13 protein-coding genes and 1 rRNA gene are annotated in these 16,295 nt (G+C 56.6%); 9 read left to right on the top strand and 5 right to left on the bottom strand.

Annotation, left to right across the window (positions count from 1 at the left end; genetic code table 11):
* Window positions 1-25: 25 nt before the first annotated feature.
* Window positions 26-484 carry a transcriptional regulator AsnC gene (gene asnC, locus WFO70_RS17575; protein WP_032615488.1) on the bottom strand — a complete coding sequence of 153 codons (459 nt, stop codon included), beginning with the start codon at window positions 482-484 and terminating at the stop codon, window positions 26-28.
* A gap of 150 nt (window positions 485-634) precedes the next feature.
* On the opposite strand from asnC, the gene asnA reads away from it, so the two are divergent.
* Window positions 635-1,627, top strand: a complete 993-nt coding sequence (gene asnA / locus WFO70_RS17570; RefSeq protein WP_337017939.1) for an aspartate--ammonia ligase — start codon at window positions 635-637, stop codon at window positions 1,625-1,627.
* On the opposite strand, the gene viaA is transcribed toward asnA, so the two are convergent.
* Together viaA and ravA are read right to left on the bottom strand one after the other, a co-directional pair.
* Window positions 1,628-3,079, bottom strand: a complete 1,452-nt coding sequence (viaA, locus tag WFO70_RS17565) for an ATPase RavA stimulator ViaA (protein ID WP_337017937.1) — start codon at window positions 3,077-3,079, stop codon at window positions 1,628-1,630.
* On the bottom strand, window positions 3,073-4,569 hold the full coding sequence (ravA, locus tag WFO70_RS17560) for an ATPase RavA (RefSeq protein ID WP_337017935.1): 1,497 nt from the start codon (window positions 4,567-4,569) through the stop codon (window positions 3,073-3,075). The genes viaA and ravA overlap by 7 nt, the downstream gene beginning before the upstream one ends.
* 222 nt (window positions 4,570-4,791) lie before the next feature.
* Here ravA and kup point away from each other — a divergent pair, with 222 nt between their 5' ends.
* The 7 genes from kup to rbsR all read left to right on the top strand — a co-directional run bounded on the left by kup (window position 4,792) and on the right by rbsR (window position 12,725).
* Window positions 4,792-6,660 carry a low affinity potassium transporter Kup gene (gene kup, locus WFO70_RS17555; RefSeq protein ID WP_337017934.1) on the top strand — a complete coding sequence of 623 codons (1,869 nt, stop codon included), beginning with the start codon at window positions 4,792-4,794 and terminating at the stop codon, window positions 6,658-6,660.
* A gap of 211 nt (window positions 6,661-6,871) precedes the next feature.
* Window positions 6,872-7,291 (top strand): D-ribose pyranase, encoded by a 420-nt coding sequence (gene rbsD, locus WFO70_RS17550; RefSeq protein ID WP_337017932.1) that lies wholly within the window; start codon window positions 6,872-6,874, stop codon window positions 7,289-7,291.
* A 7-nt stretch (window positions 7,292-7,298) separates the two neighbouring features.
* Window positions 7,299-8,804: a ribose ABC transporter ATP-binding protein RbsA gene (gene rbsA / locus WFO70_RS17545; protein WP_337018284.1), complete on the top strand. Its 1,506-nt coding sequence runs from the start codon at window positions 7,299-7,301 to the stop codon at window positions 8,802-8,804.
* A gap of 4 nt (window positions 8,805-8,808) precedes the next feature.
* On the top strand, window positions 8,809-9,774 hold the full coding sequence (rbsC, locus tag WFO70_RS17540) for a ribose ABC transporter permease (protein ID WP_337017930.1): 966 nt from the start codon (window positions 8,809-8,811) through the stop codon (window positions 9,772-9,774).
* Window positions 9,775-9,801: 27 nt separating this feature from the next.
* Window positions 9,802-10,692 carry a ribose ABC transporter substrate-binding protein RbsB gene (rbsB, locus tag WFO70_RS17535; RefSeq protein ID WP_032615470.1) on the top strand — a complete coding sequence of 297 codons (891 nt, stop codon included), beginning with the start codon at window positions 9,802-9,804 and terminating at the stop codon, window positions 10,690-10,692.
* Between the two features lie 107 nt (window positions 10,693-10,799).
* Window positions 10,800-11,729 (top strand): ribokinase, encoded by a 930-nt coding sequence (gene rbsK, locus WFO70_RS17530; protein ID WP_337018283.1) that lies wholly within the window; start codon window positions 10,800-10,802, stop codon window positions 11,727-11,729.
* Between the two features lie 3 nt (window positions 11,730-11,732).
* A complete protein-coding gene (gene rbsR, locus WFO70_RS17525; RefSeq protein WP_337017927.1) occupies window positions 11,733-12,725 on the top strand; it encodes a ribose operon transcriptional repressor RbsR in 993 nt (330 codons plus the stop codon).
* Here rbsR and mdtD read toward each other — a convergent pair.
* Both mdtD and WFO70_RS17515 read right to left on the bottom strand, forming a co-directional pair.
* Complete coding sequence (mdtD, locus tag WFO70_RS17520; RefSeq protein ID WP_337017925.1) at window positions 12,691-14,118, bottom strand: multidrug transporter subunit MdtD; 1,428 nt, start codon at window positions 14,116-14,118, stop codon at window positions 12,691-12,693. The two genes, rbsR and mdtD, sit on opposite strands and share 35 nt — an antisense overlap.
* A gap of 21 nt (window positions 14,119-14,139) precedes the next feature.
* Window positions 14,140-14,832: a FadR/GntR family transcriptional regulator gene (locus WFO70_RS17515; protein WP_337017923.1), complete on the bottom strand. Its 693-nt coding sequence runs from the start codon at window positions 14,830-14,832 to the stop codon at window positions 14,140-14,142.
* A gap of 457 nt (window positions 14,833-15,289) precedes the next feature.
* On the opposite strand from WFO70_RS17515, the gene WFO70_RS17510 reads away from it, so the two are divergent.
* Window positions 15,290-16,295, top strand: a 16S ribosomal RNA gene (locus WFO70_RS17510); the annotation flags it as partial.

Here is a 16,295-nt window from a genome sequence, read left to right as displayed (position 1 = left end):
AAAATGTGGGTATGAATTTGCCCGATCAGGGGCGGATGGTGCGCATGATCGGGTTCTGCAGGGAGATCAACGTCTCGGTGGACTGAATTTCATCGATTGTTTGGATCTTGTTGATAAGTACCTGCTGCAGGGCGTCGATCGATCGGCACATCACCTTAATAAAGATGCTGTAGTGGCCGGTGGTGTAGTAGGCCTCGGTCACCTCATCCAGCGCATTGAGCTTTGCCAGCGCCGAAGGATAATCTTTCGCGCTCTTGAGGATAATGCCGATAAAGCAGCAGACGTCGTACCCCAGCTGTTTCGGACTGACGTCGATATGCGCCCCGGTAATGATCCCCGCCTGCTTCATCTTCTCTACGCGCACATGAATGGTGCCCGGGCTGACGCCAAACTGTTTGGCCAGTTCGGCATAGGCAGTACGGGCATTAGCCATCAGGGCCTCGAGGATGCCGCGGTCCAGATTGTCGATCTGATAATTTTCCATAGCTTTTTCTTATGAAGATTAATGATTCATTCTATTTTAGCGTTTAATTTTATCGAATCAAAAGTGATAGCGGAGTTTTATTGTTGGATTATTGAAAGTGATACTTTTTTATTGCTTAATCAATGCCAACAGGACGCAGGAGTATAAAAAATGAAAACCGCTTACATCGCACAACAACGCCAGATCAGTTTCGTAAAATCCCATTTTTCCCGCCAGCTGGAAGAGAAGCTTGGTCTTATTGAAGTCCAGGCTCCGATCTTAAGCCGCGTGGGCGACGGGACGCAGGACAACCTGTCTGGTTGCGAAAAAGCGGTACAGGTGAAAGTGAAAACACTGCCAGATGCCCAGTTCGAAGTGGTTCATTCCCTGGCGAAGTGGAAGCGTCAAACCCTGGGACAACACGACTTCAGCGCGGGCGAAGGGCTTTACACGCACATGAAAGCCCTTCGCCCCGATGAAGACCGCCTTACCGCCATTCACTCTGTTTACGTTGACCAGTGGGACTGGGAACGCGTGATGGGGGATGGCGAACGTCATACCCGTACGCTGAAGGCGACGGTAGAAGCCATTTATGCCGGGATCAAAGAGACCGAAGCGGCGGTCAGCAAAGAGTTTGGTCTGACCCCGTTCCTGCCGGAGAAGATCCAGTTTGTTCACAGCCAGGAACTGCTGACCCGCTTCCCGGATCTGGATGCCAAAGGTCGTGAGCGGGCGATCGCGAAAGAATTAGGGGCCGTATTCCTGATTGGGATCGGCGGCAAGCTGTCTCATGGTCAGCGCCACGACGTTCGTGCGCCAGATTATGATGACTGGAGCAGCGAAGGTGAGAGCGGCCTGGCGGGTCTGAACGGCGATATCCTGGTGTGGAACCCGGTTCTGGAAGATGCGTTTGAGCTCTCTTCCATGGGGATCCGCGTCGATGCCGAAGCCCTGCAGCGTCAGCTGGCAATCACCGGTGATGAAGATCGCCTCAAGCTGGAGTGGCACCAGGCGCTGCTGCGCGGTGAGATGCCGCAGACTATCGGCGGCGGCATTGGCCAGTCTCGTCTGACCATGCTACTGCTGCAGCTCTCCCACATCGGCCAGGTGCAGTGTGGCGTATGGCCACAGCAGGTGCGTGACAGCGTGGATGCGCTGCTGTAATTAACGTTTCCAGCGCCGCAGCAGGCGGCTACGCAGCCCGGTATCAAAGCGCCAGATATGATCGAAGATGCGCATGATGCCGGGTTTTCCATGGGTGGACATCGCCACCGCGTGAAAACGATGCTGATGCTCCCGCTGCAACACCTTCACTTTACTCACCACCTCATCCGGCAGCCGCTGGGCAATAAAATCCGAGATCACCACCGCGTCGGCGTCATACCACTCTCCGCCCTGCATCCGCTCGATAATGGCGCGAAAACAGCTGGCGAGATCGGTCCCGCCGCGAAAGCGCTGGCTTAAGAAGCGGATCGCCTGCTCGAGGCCGTGCTGGCCCGACAGCTCGTAGCCCACCACCTCGCTGGAAAACAGCATGATAAAGCAGCGCCGCCTGTCGGCCAGCGCCACCCGCATCAGCGCCAGGCAAAAGGCTTTGGCGCACTGTTCATTGAAGCCGCCCATCGACCCCGAGGTGTCCACGCAGACGATAAACGGCCCGCGGGGCTGTTCGTCGAAATCCTGATGCACAGCCGGACGCTGGCTGACCTTCTCCCGCCAGGCATCCCCATGCAGGCGATAGGTCAGGAGCTGCTTCTCCACCAGCCGCCGGTAAAACTCATACTCCAGCTCGGTGATACCCAGGGTGGCCAGTTCGGGCGGAAGCAGGCGCAGAATGTCGTCGCTCTGCTGCAGGCCGTCCACCTGCTCTGGTACCGTCGCCGGTTCGCGCACCAGGGTACGGAAGGTTTCCAGCGGCGCATCCTTTTTTGGCACCGACTTCGCCTCCCGGGAACGGCCCAGTTGTTCAGCCAGCTGCATCAGCTCCGGCTGCTGCGCAAGGAAGTCGCCATAGCGGACGATAAGCTGATAATCCCCGCGTTTGAGCTGACCAGCGCTCATATCCCACAGGCGACCGGCGGCGTTTTCGTTCTCCACCAGCACCGGCTCCAGCGCCCCGGCCAGGGTCATACGCTCCTGCACTTCGCTGAGCAGCTGTTCGCGCTCCTCTTCCAGCAGCTGCTGATTCAGGGAGGTGGCCTGCACCACCAGGCTCAAACGCCAGCGCTGTAAAAAGAGGGTATGCAGGGCGGGCGTAAAGGTGGCGTTATCCACCACCAGCTGCCGGGCCTGGCTGGCGTACGGGGAGTGCACCTTATCCAGCAGGGTTAAAATCTGCGGCAATTGGACAATCAGCTGGGGTGTGGAGAGCAACTGGCTCTGCTGATAGCACATCACCTCTTCGGTAAGTTCTGGCGGGACGCGGGTATCTTTCAGCCTTTTGCGTAAATTGTCCCGCCAGCGCGGGAGATCGTCGGTGATGGCCGTTTTAAGCCGGGGGAATTTTTCGAAAAAGATCGCCAGCTGTGGCGAGGCCAGCAGGGTCAGGATGATCTCTTCAATCATCCCCTCCTCGCCGACGGCGAGCATAACGTTGAGCGTATCCAGCGTCAGCATTGACGCGCCTGTTTGATCTGCGCGCTCACGTCCTGCAGGCTCGATTCAATCCGACCCAGCCAGTCGCTGTGAATAAACAGACATTTTTGCTGCTCGCTGAAGCGGGTGTGCTGCAGATGCCACTGGTTATCCAGCGCTTCCAGCTGCTGTTTGATCTCTTCCGGGACGCTGTCAGAGGTGGTGCCCGGCAGGGCAAGACGCGATCCCTGCAGGCTGACGTCGCGGATCACCAGATGCAGACTGCCGTCCACTTCCATATTGAGCAGCTGGGCAAAGCCGATCCCGTTGAGTTTGCCGCGGATCTCGCCGCCTTTGGACAGCCACTGCGACAGGGCTTCGCGCTCAATGGTGATGTGAATCACCTGCATATCATGGAGCTTAAGCGGCTGCTGGAGGAGCAGCGTCAGGGTGGTCTCGCTCAGTTCTGCCGGTAATTCATAGTGTGGACGCCGGGCAAACATGCCGCTCTGACGGCTGACACGCAGGGCAGTTTTATCGCTTTGCTGCTGCTGAAGCTGAAGACGACGTTGGGTGATGGCCCCAAGCTGGTTCAGCATCTCCTGCTGCCCCCAGGCGTGCCCGGTCATCAATATTTCCAGCTGCTGCTGCATCAGGTTCATACCGTTGGCGTCATGCCACAGACAATCCTTCAGCAGGATCAGATCGATTGGGGCAACCGCATCGCGGCCGCTGAACAGAGCGCTGGCCTGCAACAGGCGAATGGCTTTCTTCCAGCGCCGATCGGAGACGTAAGGCGCCCCCGGCAGGGCATCCAGCTGCTGGCGCAGCATAAAGACCAGATCGAATACCGCATCCGGCAGCTTGATTTTGCCAATGTCCTGCTGCCACTGCTGGTACTCTTCGTCCGTTACCTGCAAAGCGGCAGGTACCGGGTTATCGTTTTCATCCTGCTGGCTAATCAGCAGCGAGCGGAAGTTCGCTTTATCCTGCACCTTATCGAGCCACAGGCGGATCAGCATGCGGTCATATAAGGCTTCGAGGCTGCTGTCGGCTTCCGGCAGTTCGTTAGAAGCCGCCACCAGCAGGCGCATCGGGATTTTTCCCTCATACGCGCCATTGCGGAACCGGCGTTCATTGATGGCGGTGAGCAGGGTATTGAGGATCGCCGGACCGGCTTTCCAGATTTCATCGAGAAACACAATCTCCGCTTCCGGGAGATAACCTGCCGTCAAACGCTCATAGCGTCCTTCATCTTTAAGCGCCTGGATGGAGAGCGGGCCGAATACCTCTTCCGGCGTGGAAAAGCGGGTCATCAGATACTCAAAGGCTCTGGCGTGCTGAAACGCGAATTTCAGCCGGCGGGCAATCAGGCTTTTTGCGATACCGGGTGGCCCCAGCAGAAAGACGCTTTCGCCGCTCAGTGCCGCCAGTAAACAGAGGCGGATGGCGTGGCTACGTTCAAATAGCCCTTTTTCCAGCGCGCCGCTGAGACGGGAAATTCTTTCTGCTAATAAATGAGTGTGAGCCATAATTGTTTTGCATCCTTTCGCCGTAAACCCGGCTAATTGAAGCGAGTATAGACGTTTCGTTCGGGGCTGGTAATAGACTGAACTACGGTGCTATTTTCTTTGCGCTACGTTAACGACGGCGCATTTAGGGGTACGATTCTACGATTAATCGTGCATACTGTGCGCTTTTTGTGGGCCAAGGGACTAAGCACACATTTGTTATATAAACGAAAAGACTAGTCTATGAGCACTGATAATAAGCAATCATTACCCGCAATCACGCTCGCGGCGATTGGGGTTGTCTACGGTGATATCGGCACCAGCCCGCTTTATACGCTTCGTGAATGTTTGTCCGGTCAGTTTGGTTTTGGCGTTGAACGCGACGCTGTTTTTGGTTTTTTGTCTCTCATTTTTTGGCTCCTGATCTTAGTGGTCTCCGTTAAATATCTCTCCTTTGTCATGCGCGCGGATAACGCCGGTGAAGGTGGGATCCTGACCCTGATGTCGCTGGCCGGGCGCAACACCTCGCCCAAAATGACCTCCTTCCTGGTGATTATCGGGCTGATTGGCGGCAGCTTCTTCTATGGAGAAGTGGTGATCACACCGGCGATCTCCGTGCTGTCGGCAATCGAAGGGCTGGAGATTGTTGCCCCACAGCTCGATGAGTGGGTGGTTCCGCTCGCCATTATTGTGCTGACTCTGCTGTTTGTGATTCAGAAACACGGTACCGGGCTGGTGGGGAAACTCTTCGCGCCGATTATGCTGGCCTGGTTCCTGATCCTTGCGGTACTGGGGTTACGCAGCATTATTGCTAACCCGGATGTGCTGCATGCGCTGAACCCTATGTGGGCGGTGCACTTCTTCCTCGAATACAAAACCGTGTCGTTTATCGCGCTGGGGGCCGTGGTGCTGTCCATCACCGGGGTTGAGGCGCTGTATGCGGATATGGGGCACTTCGGCAAACTGCCTATCCGCGTGGCCTGGTTTATTGTGGTGCTGCCGTCGCTGGTGCTGAACTACTTCGGACAGGGGGCGCTGCTGCTCAAACATCCGGAAGCGATTAAAAACCCGTTCTTCCTGCTGGCACCGGACTGGGCGCTGGTACCGATGCTGATCCTCGCGACCCTGGCGACGGTAATTGCCTCTCAGGCGGTGATTTCAGGCGTCTTCTCCCTGACCCGTCAGGCGGTGCGTCTGGGCTATCTCTCCCCGATGCGCATCATTCATACGTCGGAGATGGAGTCGGGCCAGATCTACATCCCGTTCATTAACTGGCTGCTCTACTTCGCGGTAGTGATTGTTATTGTCAGCTTCGAGCACTCCAGCAACCTGGCGGCAGCCTACGGTATTGCCGTGACGGGGACGATGGTGCTGACCTCTATCCTCTCCACCACGGTGGCGTACCGGAACTGGCACTGGAATAAATTCCTCGTGGGGATGATTCTGGTCGGCTTCCTGTGCATCGACGTGCCGCTGTTCTCGGCGAACCTCGACAAGATTGTCTCCGGCGGCTGGCTGCCGCTGACGCTGGGTCTGGTGATGTTCATTGTGATGACCACCTGGAAAAGCGAGCGTTTCCGCCTGCTGCGCCGCATGCACGAACACGGTAATTCTCTGGAGGCGATGATCGCCTCGCTGGAGAAGTCCCCGCCGGTACGCGTGCCGGGCACCGCGGTCTATATGTCCCGTGCCCTGAACGTGATCCCGTTTGCGCTGATGCATAACCTCAAGCACAACAAAGTGCTGCACGAACGGGTGATCCTGCTGACGCTGCGTACCGAAGATGCGCCCTATGTGCATAACGTCCGCCGGGTGCAGATAGAGCAGCTGTCGCCGACCTTCTGGCGGGTAGTGGCCAGCTACGGCTGGCGCGAAACCCCGAACGTGGAAGAGGTGTTCCACCGCTGCGGTCTGGAGGGGCTGAGCTGCCGGATGATGGAGACCTCGTTCTTTATGTCGCACGAGTCGCTGATCATCGGTAAACGTCCGTGGTATCTGCGCCTGCGCGGCAAGCTCTACCTTATTCTCCAGCGTAACGCCCTGCGCGCGCCCGACCAGTTCGAGATCCCGCCTAACCGCGTGATTGAGCTAGGGACCCAGGTCGAGATTTAATTCTGCAACATGCCGGGTGGCGCTTCGCTTACCCGGCCTACCACACCCGTAGGCCCGCGCAAGCGAAGCGCCGCCGGGCAATTCTTCGCTCTACATTTCACTTAGCGAAACGTTTCGACGACGATCACAAATCTGCAACGCCATGGTGGTTTTCTGCGCATCGGTAAGATTAAACTGACGCCAGCGAAACGTTTCGCTAGTGGAGCAGAATATGAAGAAAGGCACGGTACTCAACTCTGAAGTCTCATCGGTCATCTCCCGTCTTGGGCATACCGATACGCTGGTGGTGTGTGATGCGGGTTTACCCATTCCCCACAGCACAACGCGTATTGATCTGGCGTTAACGCAGGGCGTGCCCTCGTTTATGCAGGTGCTGGATGTGGTGACAGCCGAGATGCAGGTTGAAGAGGCCATTCTCGCAACGGAAATCCAACAACATAATCCGCAGCTCCACGAAACGTTGCTTGGGCATATCAAGCAGCTGCAACAACACCAGGGCAACACCATAAAAATAAGTTACATAACGCACGAACAGTTCAAGAAAAACACCGCTGACAGCCAGGCGGTTATCCGCAGCGGGGAGTGTTCCCCGTATGCGAATATCATTCTCTGTGCTGGCGTCACCTTCTGAGGCCATCATGGACGCACTCCTGCAACTGAAAGGGATCGATAAGTCGTTCCCGGGCGTCAAAGCCCTCTCCGGTGCCGCACTGAACGTCTATGCCGGGCGCGTAATGGCGCTGGTGGGGGAAAACGGTGCCGGCAAATCGACGATGATGAAAGTGCTGACCGGTATCTATCAACGCGACGCCGGTTCGCTGCTGTGGCTGGGTAAAGAGACCACCTTTAACGGCCCGAAATCCTCCCAGGAAGCGGGGATTGGCATCATCCACCAGGAGCTGAACCTGATCCCGCAGCTCTCCATCGCGGAGAACATCTTCCTGGGGCGTGAGTTCGTTAACCGCTTTGGCAAAATTGACTGGAAACGGATGTATGCCGAAGCCGACAAGCTGCTGGCGAAGCTGAATCTGCGCTTCAAAAGCGATCGGCTGGTGGGCGAACTCTCCATCGGCGACCAGCAGATGGTGGAGATCGCGAAGGTTCTGAGCTTCGAATCCCGGGTTATCGTGATGGATGAGCCGACCGACGCCCTCACCGATACCGAAACCGACTCCCTGTTCCGCGTGATCCGCGAGCTGAAAGCGCAGGGGCGCGGCATTGTTTATATCTCCCACCGCATGAAAGAGATCTTCGAGATCTGCGATGACGTCACCGTCTTCCGCGACGGGCAGTTTATTGCCGAGCGTGAAGTGGTGACCCTCACCGAAGACACGCTGATTGAGATGATGGTGGGACGTAAGCTGGAAGACCAGTATCCGCGCATCGATAAGGCCCCGGGCGCTATCCGCCTGAAGGTCGATAATCTGTGCGGCCCTGGGGTGCATGACGTCAGCTTTACCCTGCGCCAGGGCGAAATCCTCGGCGTGGCCGGGCTGATGGGTGCCGGACGCACCGAGCTGATGAAGGTGCTGTACGGGGCCAATCCACGCGCCAGCGGATACGTCACCCTTGATGGTCATGAGGTGGTCACCCGTACACCGCAGGATGGCCTGGCGAACGGTATCGTCTATATCTCCGAAGACCGCAAACGCGACGGCTTAGTGCTCGGCATGTCGGTGAAAGAGAACATGTCCCTGACCGCGCTGCGCTACTTCAGCCGCAGCGGCGGTGGCCTTAAGCATAAAGACGAGCAGCAGGCCGTCAGCGATTTTATCCGCCTCTTCAACGTCAAAACGCCATCGATGGAACAGGCTATCGGCCTGCTTTCCGGCGGTAACCAGCAGAAAGTGGCGATTGCCCGCGGCCTGATGACCCGTCCGAAAGTGCTGATCCTCGATGAGCCAACCCGCGGCGTGGACGTTGGCGCGAAGAAAGAGATTTATCAGCTTATCAACCAGTTTAAGGCTGACGGGCTGAGCATCATTCTGGTCTCCTCCGAGATGCCAGAGGTATTAGGCATGAGCGATCGCATTATCGTCATGCATGAAGGGCATCTCGGCGGTGAATTCAGTCGCGAGCAGGCCACCCAGGAAATTCTGATGGCTGCCGCTGTGGGCAAGCTTAATCGCGTGGATCAGGAGTAAGAAGATGACTACCCAGGCTGTTTCTGGACGCCGTTATTTCACTAAGGCATGGCTGCTGGAACAAAAATCGCTGATTGCCCTGCTGGTGCTGATCGCGATTGTCTCCACCATGAGCCCGAACTTTTTTACCGTTAATAACCTGTTCAACATCCTCCAGCAGACGTCCGTGAACGCCATTATGGCGGTAGGGATGACGCTGGTGATTTTGACATCGGGTATCGACCTGTCCGTCGGTTCCCTGCTGGCGCTCACCGGCGCGGTTGCTGCTTCAATTGTAGGGGTTGAAGTCAACGCGCTGGTGGCCGTAGCAGCGGCGCTGGCGCTGGGTGCCGCAATTGGTGCTGTCACCGGGATGATTGTAGCGAAGGGCCGCGTGCAGGCCTTTATCGCCACCCTGGTGATGATGCTGCTGCTGCGCGGTGTGACCATGGTCTATACCAACGGCAGTCCGGTGAACACGGGCTTTACTGATAACGCCGATCTGTTTGGCTGGTTCGGTATCGGTCGCCCGCTGGGTATCCCGACGCCGGTCTGGATCATGGGCCTGGTGTTCCTCGCGGCGTGGTACATGCTGCATCACACCCGTCTGGGTCGCTATATCTATGCTCTGGGCGGTAACGAAGCGGCGACGCGTCTGTCCGGCATCAGCGTCAATAAAGTCAAAATTATCGTCTACTCCCTGTGCGGACTGCTGGCCTCGCTGGCGGGCATTATCGAAGTGGCACGTCTCTCCTCTGCCCAGCCGACGGCGGGTACTGGCTATGAGCTGGACGCCATCGCTGCGGTGGTGCTCGGCGGCACCAGCCTGGCGGGGGGCAAAGGTCGTATCGTGGGGACGCTGATCGGTGCGCTGATCCTCGGCTTCCTGAACAATGGTTTGAATTTGTTAGGTGTTTCTTCCTATTACCAGATGATCGTCAAAGCGGTAGTGATTTTGCTGGCGGTACTGGTAGACAACAAAAAACAGTAACTGACGACACTACAGGACATCTTTGATATGAACATGAAAAAACTGGCTACCCTGGTTTCTGCTGTCGCGCTGAGCGCAACTGTGAGTGCAAACGCCATGGCGAAAGATACCATCGCGCTGGTGGTTTCTACTCTAAACAACCCGTTCTTCGTCTCCCTGAAGGATGGCGCGCAGAAAGAAGCCGACAAACTGGGCTACAACCTGGTGATCCTCGACTCCCAGAACAACCCGGCGAAAGAGCTGGCTAACGTGCAGGACTTAACCGTTCGCGGCACCAAAATCCTGCTGATCAACCCGACCGATTCCGATGCGGTAGGGAATGCCGTGAAGATGGCAAACCAGGCTAACATCCCGGTGATCACCCTGGACCGTCAGGCGTCTAAAGGCGAAGTGGTCAGCCACATTGCGTCTGATAACGTGCTGGGCGGCAAAATCGCCGGTGACTACATCGCCAAGAAAGCGGGTGAAGGCGCCAAAGTTATCGAACTGCAGGGCATTGCCGGGACTTCCGCAGCGCGTGAGCGTGGCGAAGGCTTCCAGCAGGCCGTTGCTGCTCACAAATTCAACGTACTGGCCAGCCAGCCGGCCGACTTCGACCGTACTAAAGGTCTGAACGTTATGCAGAACCTGCTGACCGCTCACCCGGACGTTAAAGCCGTCTTCGCCCAGAACGACGAAATGGCGCTGGGTGCGCTGCGCGCCCTGCAGACTGCAGGCAAATCTGATGTGATGGTGGTCGGATTTGACGGCACGCCGGATGGTGAAAAAGCGGTAAACGATGGCAAACTGGCTGCGACCATTGCTCAGCTTCCGGAGCAGATCGGCGCCACCGGCGTGCAGACTGCCGACAAAGTGCTGAAGGGCGAGAAAGTTCAGGCTAAATACCCTGTTGACCTGAAACTGGTCATCAAGCAGTAATATGCGATTCAGGCAGCTCCCCGCTGCCTGAAGGACAACATATAAAGAAAAGCGTGGCATACGCCACCGGGTAATACCGGTGGCGATCTCAGATGGACACCTCAATGATGAAAACCGCAGGCAAGCTCGTCGTCCTTGGCAGTATTAATGCCGATCACATTCTCAACCTTGACGCTTTCCCGACGCCGGGCGAGACCGTAACGGGCAATCGCTATCAGGTCGCCTTTGGCGGCAAGGGCGCAAACCAGGCCGTCGCCGCCGGACGCAGCGGGGCGAACATCGCCTTTATCGCCTGTACCGGCGATGACGATACCGGTGAGCGCGTGCGCAAACAGCTGGCAAGCGACAACATCGATATTGCGCCGGTCAGCGTGGTGGATGGCGAATCAACCGGCGTGGCGCTGATTTTTGTCAACGCGGAAGGTGAGAATGTTATCGGTATTCATGCGGGTGCCAACGCGGCGCTGACGCCGGAACGCGTAGCGGCGCAACAGGCGCGTATCGCCGACGCCGACGCGCTGCTGATGCAGCTGGAATCGCCGGTCGAAAGCGTGCTGGCAGCGGCGCAAATTGCCCATGAAAATCATACCACTGTCGTACTTAATCCAGCGCCTGCCCGTGTATTATCAGACGAGTTGCTGGCGCTGGTGGATATCATCACCCCTAACGAAACCGAAGCTGAAAAGCTGACGGGCATTCGCGTTGAAAACGATGACGATGCGGCGCGTGCGGCGCAAGCCCTGCACCAGAAAGGCATCAGTACGGTCATCATTACTCTTGGCAGCCGCGGCGTATGGGCCAGCGTCGAGGGAGAAGGTCGTCGCGTTCCCGGCTTTAAGGTGAAAGCTGTTGATACCATCGCGGCGGGCGATACCTTTAATGGTGCGCTGGTCACGGCCCTGCTGGAAGGTGAGCCACTGGATACTGCGATCCGTTTTGCCCATGCGGCGGCGGCCATTGCGGTAACGCGTCCAGGCGCGCAGCCTTCTGTACCATGGCGCAATGAGATCGATGAATTTTTAAGTCAGCAGAGGTAGCGTTTGGCCACAATGAAAGATGTCGCTCGCATGGCGGGCGTCTCTACGTCGACGGTCTCCCATGTCATTAATAACGATCGCTTCGTCAGCGAGGCGATCCGGGAGAAGGTCGAAGCCGCAGTTAAATCCCTCAATTATGCGCCTTCCGCTCTGGCGCGCAGTCTGAAGCTCAACCAGACCCGCACCATCGGTATGCTCATCACTGCCAGTACCAACCCCTTTTATTCTGAGCTGGTGCGTGGCGTGGAACGCAGCTGCTTTGAGCGCGGCTACAGCCTGGTGCTGTGCAATACCGAAGGCGACGAGCAGCGTATGAACCGTAATCTGGAGACGCTGATGCAAAAGCGTGTCGACGGGTTACTGCTACTGTGTACCGAAACGCACCAGCCCTCCCCCGAGATTATGCAGCGCTACCCTTCCGTTCCCACGGTGATGATGGACTGGGCACCGTTCGACGGTACCAGCGATCTGATTCAGGATAACTCCCTGCTGGGCGGGGACATGGCGACGCAGCATCTGATTGATAAAGGCCATACCCGCATCGCCTGCATTACGGGTCCGCTGGATAAAACCCCTGCCCGCCTGCGGCTGGAGGGCTTTCTGGTCGCCATGGACCGCGCCGGTCTGCCGGTGCCTGACGGGTATCAAATTACCGGTGACTTTGAATTCAGCGGCGGGTTTGAGGCGATGCAGTCTCTTCTGGCGCAGAAAGACCGGCCGCAGGCGGTCTTTATTGGTAATGATGCGATGGCTGTGGGTGCCTATCAGGCGCTCTATCAGGCGGGGCTCCGTGTTCCGGACGATATCGCCGTGGTGGGCTATGACGATATCGAACTGGCGCAGTACATGACGCCGCCGCTCACCACTATTCATCAGCCAAAGGATGAACTGGGCGAACTGGCGATTGACGTATTGATCCATCGAATCGCCCAGCCCGGGCTGCAACCACAGCGGCTGCAGCTTACTCCTGTTCTGATGGAACGCGGGTCGGTTTAGGTTTATGCCGTTCTTTAATGAGGTTACGACCGTCTTTGGGTTTTAACAGCATAAACACCAGGGCAGAGACCACCGTCAGCGCGCCCATGGTGATAAAGGTGGAGTGGAACTGTTCGACAGTGTTATTGCTGTCGAATCCTTCGTAAAAACGCAGCACCGCCGCACTGACCGCTACCCCCAGACTGATTGACAGCTGCTGCGTGACTGCCAGCATGCTGTTGCCGCCGCTGGCGTTCTCGTCGCTGAGATCGGCAAGGGTAATGGTGTTCATCGAGGTAAACTGGATGGACATCGCCATCCCCAGCACAAACAGCGGCAGGATCAGCATCCATACCGGCAACTCTGCCGACTGCAGTGAAAATTGCGCAATCATCACGCCAATAAACACCGTCACCCCAACCAGCGTCCGGCGGTATCCCAGGCGGCGTAACAGTTGGGTCACGCCGGATTTAGCCAGAATCGAACCCACCGCCGTCGGAGCCATCATGCAACCCGCAATCAGCGCCGGATAACCAAACCCGACCTGCAGCATCAGCGGCATCAGGAAAGGAACACAGCCGGTGCCCAGTCGTGAAGCGATGTTTCCGGCAATGCCTACCGAGAAGGTGCGGGTGTTAAACAGGTTGAGCGAAATCAGCGGTGTAGGATGGCGACGCGCATGACGTATATAAAGAAGGAAAAGAAGAACACCGCTGAAGATGATGGAGACGGCCAGCCAGGTGGACACCACTTTCTCACCGAACAGCTCCATTCCGCTGGAGAACAGCACCAGGCTCAGACCAAACAGGAAGAACCCGCCCATATCGAATTTGCGCCGCGGGGTGGTGAAGTTCGGCATAAATTTACGGGCATAGAAAATGCCGGCGATCCCAATCGGAATATTAATGAGGAATATCCAGTGCCAGCTGGCCCAGGTGACCAGCACGCCTCCCAGCACCGGGCCGAGGATCGGCCCGACTAAACCCGGCATGGTAACGAAGTTAAGCACCGGTAACAGCTCGCTGCGCGGATAGGCCCTGAGTAGCGCCAGGCGTGCGACCGGCATCATCATCGCCCCGCCAATTCCCTGAATCACCCGGAACACAACCAGCTCACCCAGCGAGCTGGAGAGCGCACAGGCCAGCGACCCCAGCGTAAATAAGGTCACTGCCAGCATAAAGACCCGCCGGGTGCCGAAGCGATCCGCCAGCCAGCCACTCACCGGGATCAGCATCGCAACGGTCAGGGTATAACTGATGATGGCTGACTGCATGGCCAGCGGAGAACGATTAAGGCTTTCGGCAATCGCCGGAAGCGCGGTGTTAAGGATGGTGGCATCCAGCGCCTGCATAAAGAAAGCCATTGCCGCGATCCATGGCAAACCCGCCATGCTGCGTGCTTTTTTTACTGTCATTCGAATTCCTGTTGTATGTTGCTACCGTGCCGGTGCGGCAAGCAGAGCCTGGCTGGCCGTCATGGCGAGCAGCCCGTCGCTATCCTGAATGGCGTCAACGATAGCCTGATGTAAATCCAGCTTCACCACCTCGTCCTGAGTAATAGACGTAAAGTAGGTGTGATAAACAGAGTGAAAGAGCGAGGCAAAAGAGGTCAGGAAGGGATTGCCGCTCATCTCATAGATATGCTCGTGCCAGGCCATATCCACTTCGATCCAGCGTTCCCGGTTGAAGTGCTTTTTCAGATGCACCATCTCATCCATCAGGGTATTTAATCGCGCTTTTTGCTCTGCCGTTCCGATGGTGGCAGCCAGCAGGCAGGCCTGCGGCTCCAGGCTGCTGCGCATCACCAGAAAATGGTCGATGACCTGATGGAAGTTATCTTCCGTCATCCACCAGGATAGCAGCTCCTGATCGAGGAAGTTCCAGTTGCTCTGAGGCATCACCCGCGTACCGATGCGTGGGCGGGGAAGAACCATCCCTTTCGCGGTTAAGGTTTTCACAGCTTCACGCACGGCAGTTCGGCTTACGCCAAACTGCTCACCCAGTTCCAGTTCGCCCGGCAAGATGCTGCCTGGCAGATATTCACCCGCCAGGATCCGCTGGGCCAGTTTTTCTGCCAGCACATAGGAGAGGTTTTTTTGTGCCGCCAGCTGTTGCGCGCTCAATGGCATAACGCATATTCCTTGATTCTTAATGCTAGTAAGTATGCCATCTGCAGGATAGTTGTGGTTGGTAAAACGACAATTAGCGCAATTTCTGGCTAAAAGACGGGTCTTTTGGTGAAAAAAAGTACGGTTGATTATTTTTTTCAAATTTACTCTTGTCACCGCCGAAGAACTCCCTATAATGCGCCTCCACTGACACGGAACAACGGCAAACAAGCCGCCGGGTCAGCAGGGAAAAGCGCGAAATAATCGCTTGACTCTGAAAGAGGAAAACGTATTATACGGGACCTCGCAACGGTGAGCGAAAGCCGCGTTGCACTGCTCTTTAACAATTTATCAGACAATCTGTGTGGGCACTCAAAGTGACATGGATTCTTAATGTCGAAAGACAATAAATGAATACCAAGTCTCTGAGTGAACATACGTAATTCATTACGAAGTTTAATTCACGAGCATCAAACTTAAATTGAAGAGTTTGATCATGGCTCAGATTGAACGCTGGCGGCAGGCCTAACACATGCAAGTCGAGCGGTAGCACAGGGAGCTTGCTCCTGGGTGACGAGCGGCGGACGGGTGAGTAATGTCTGGGAAACTGCCTGATGGAGGGGGATAACTACTGGAAACGGTAGCTAATACCGCATAACGTCGCAAGACCAAAGAGGGGGACCTTCGGGCCTCTTGCCATCAGATGTGCCCAGATGGGATTAGCTAGTAGGTGGGGTAACGGCTCACCTAGGCGACGATCCCTAGCTGGTCTGAGAGGATGACCAGCCACACTGGAACTGAGACACGGTCCAGACTCCTACGGGAGGCAGCAGTGGGGAATATTGCACAATGGGCGCAAGCCTGATGCAGCCATGCCGCGTGTATGAAGAAGGCCTTCGGGTTGTAAAGTACTTTCAGCGGGGAGGAAGGTGTTGAGGTTAATAACCTCAGCAATTGACGTTACCCGCAGAAGAAGCACCGGCTAACTCCGTGCCAGCAGCCGCGGTAATACGGAGGGTGCAAGCGTTAATCGGAATTACTGGGCGTAAAGCGCACGCAGGCGGTCTGTCAAGTCGGATGTGAAATCCCCGGGCTCAACCTGGGAACTGCATTCGAAACTGGCAGGCTAGAGTCTTGTAGAGGGGGGTAGAATTCCAGGTGTAGCGGTGAAATGCGTAGAGATCTGGAGGAATACCGGTGGCGAAGGCGGCCCCCTGGACAAAGACTGACGCTCAGGTGCGAAAGCGTGGGGAGCAAACAGGATTAGATACCCTGGTAGTCCACGCCGTAAACGATGTCGACTTGGAGGTTGTGCCCTTGAGGCGTGGCTTCCGGAGCTAACGCGTTAAGTCGACCGCCTGGGGAGTACGGCCGCAAGGTTAAAACTCAAATGAATTGACGGGGGCCCGCACAAGCGGTGGAGCATGTGGTTTAATTCGATGCAACGCGAAGAACCTTACCTACTCTTGACATCCAGAGAACTT

This window comes from Leclercia sp. AS011, assembly GCF_037152535.1.
Classification (GTDB): Bacteria; Pseudomonadota; Gammaproteobacteria; order Enterobacterales; family Enterobacteriaceae; genus Enterobacter.
This window is presented reverse-complemented; position numbering and strand designations above follow the sequence as displayed.

What these genes read in the sequence shown, in the direction of transcription:
- asnC (WP_032615488.1), bottom strand. Translation starts at nt 484, where the DNA reads ATGGAAAATTATCAGATCGACAATCTGGACCGCGGCATCCTCGAGGCC.
- asnA (WP_337017939.1), top strand. Translation starts at nt 635, where the DNA reads ATGAAAACCGCTTACATCGCACAACAACGCCAGATCAGTTTCGTAAAA.
- viaA (WP_337017937.1), bottom strand. Translation starts at nt 3,079, where the DNA reads ATGCTGACGCTGGATACGCTCAACGTTATGCTCGCCGTCGGCGAGGAG.
- ravA (WP_337017935.1), bottom strand. Translation starts at nt 4,569, where the DNA reads ATGGCTCACACTCATTTATTAGCAGAAAGAATTTCCCGTCTCAGCGGC.
- kup (WP_337017934.1), top strand. Translation starts at nt 4,792, where the DNA reads ATGAGCACTGATAATAAGCAATCATTACCCGCAATCACGCTCGCGGCG.
- rbsD (WP_337017932.1), top strand. Translation starts at nt 6,872, where the DNA reads ATGAAGAAAGGCACGGTACTCAACTCTGAAGTCTCATCGGTCATCTCC.
- rbsA (WP_337018284.1), top strand. Translation starts at nt 7,299, where the DNA reads ATGGACGCACTCCTGCAACTGAAAGGGATCGATAAGTCGTTCCCGGGC.
- rbsC (WP_337017930.1), top strand. Translation starts at nt 8,809, where the DNA reads ATGACTACCCAGGCTGTTTCTGGACGCCGTTATTTCACTAAGGCATGG.
- rbsB (WP_032615470.1), top strand. Translation starts at nt 9,802, where the DNA reads ATGAACATGAAAAAACTGGCTACCCTGGTTTCTGCTGTCGCGCTGAGC.
- rbsK (WP_337018283.1), top strand. Translation starts at nt 10,800, where the DNA reads ATGAAAACCGCAGGCAAGCTCGTCGTCCTTGGCAGTATTAATGCCGAT.
- mdtD (WP_337017925.1), bottom strand. Translation starts at nt 14,118, where the DNA reads ATGACAGTAAAAAAAGCACGCAGCATGGCGGGTTTGCCATGGATCGCG.
- WFO70_RS17515 (WP_337017923.1), bottom strand. Translation starts at nt 14,832, where the DNA reads ATGCCATTGAGCGCGCAACAGCTGGCGGCACAAAAAAACCTCTCCTAT.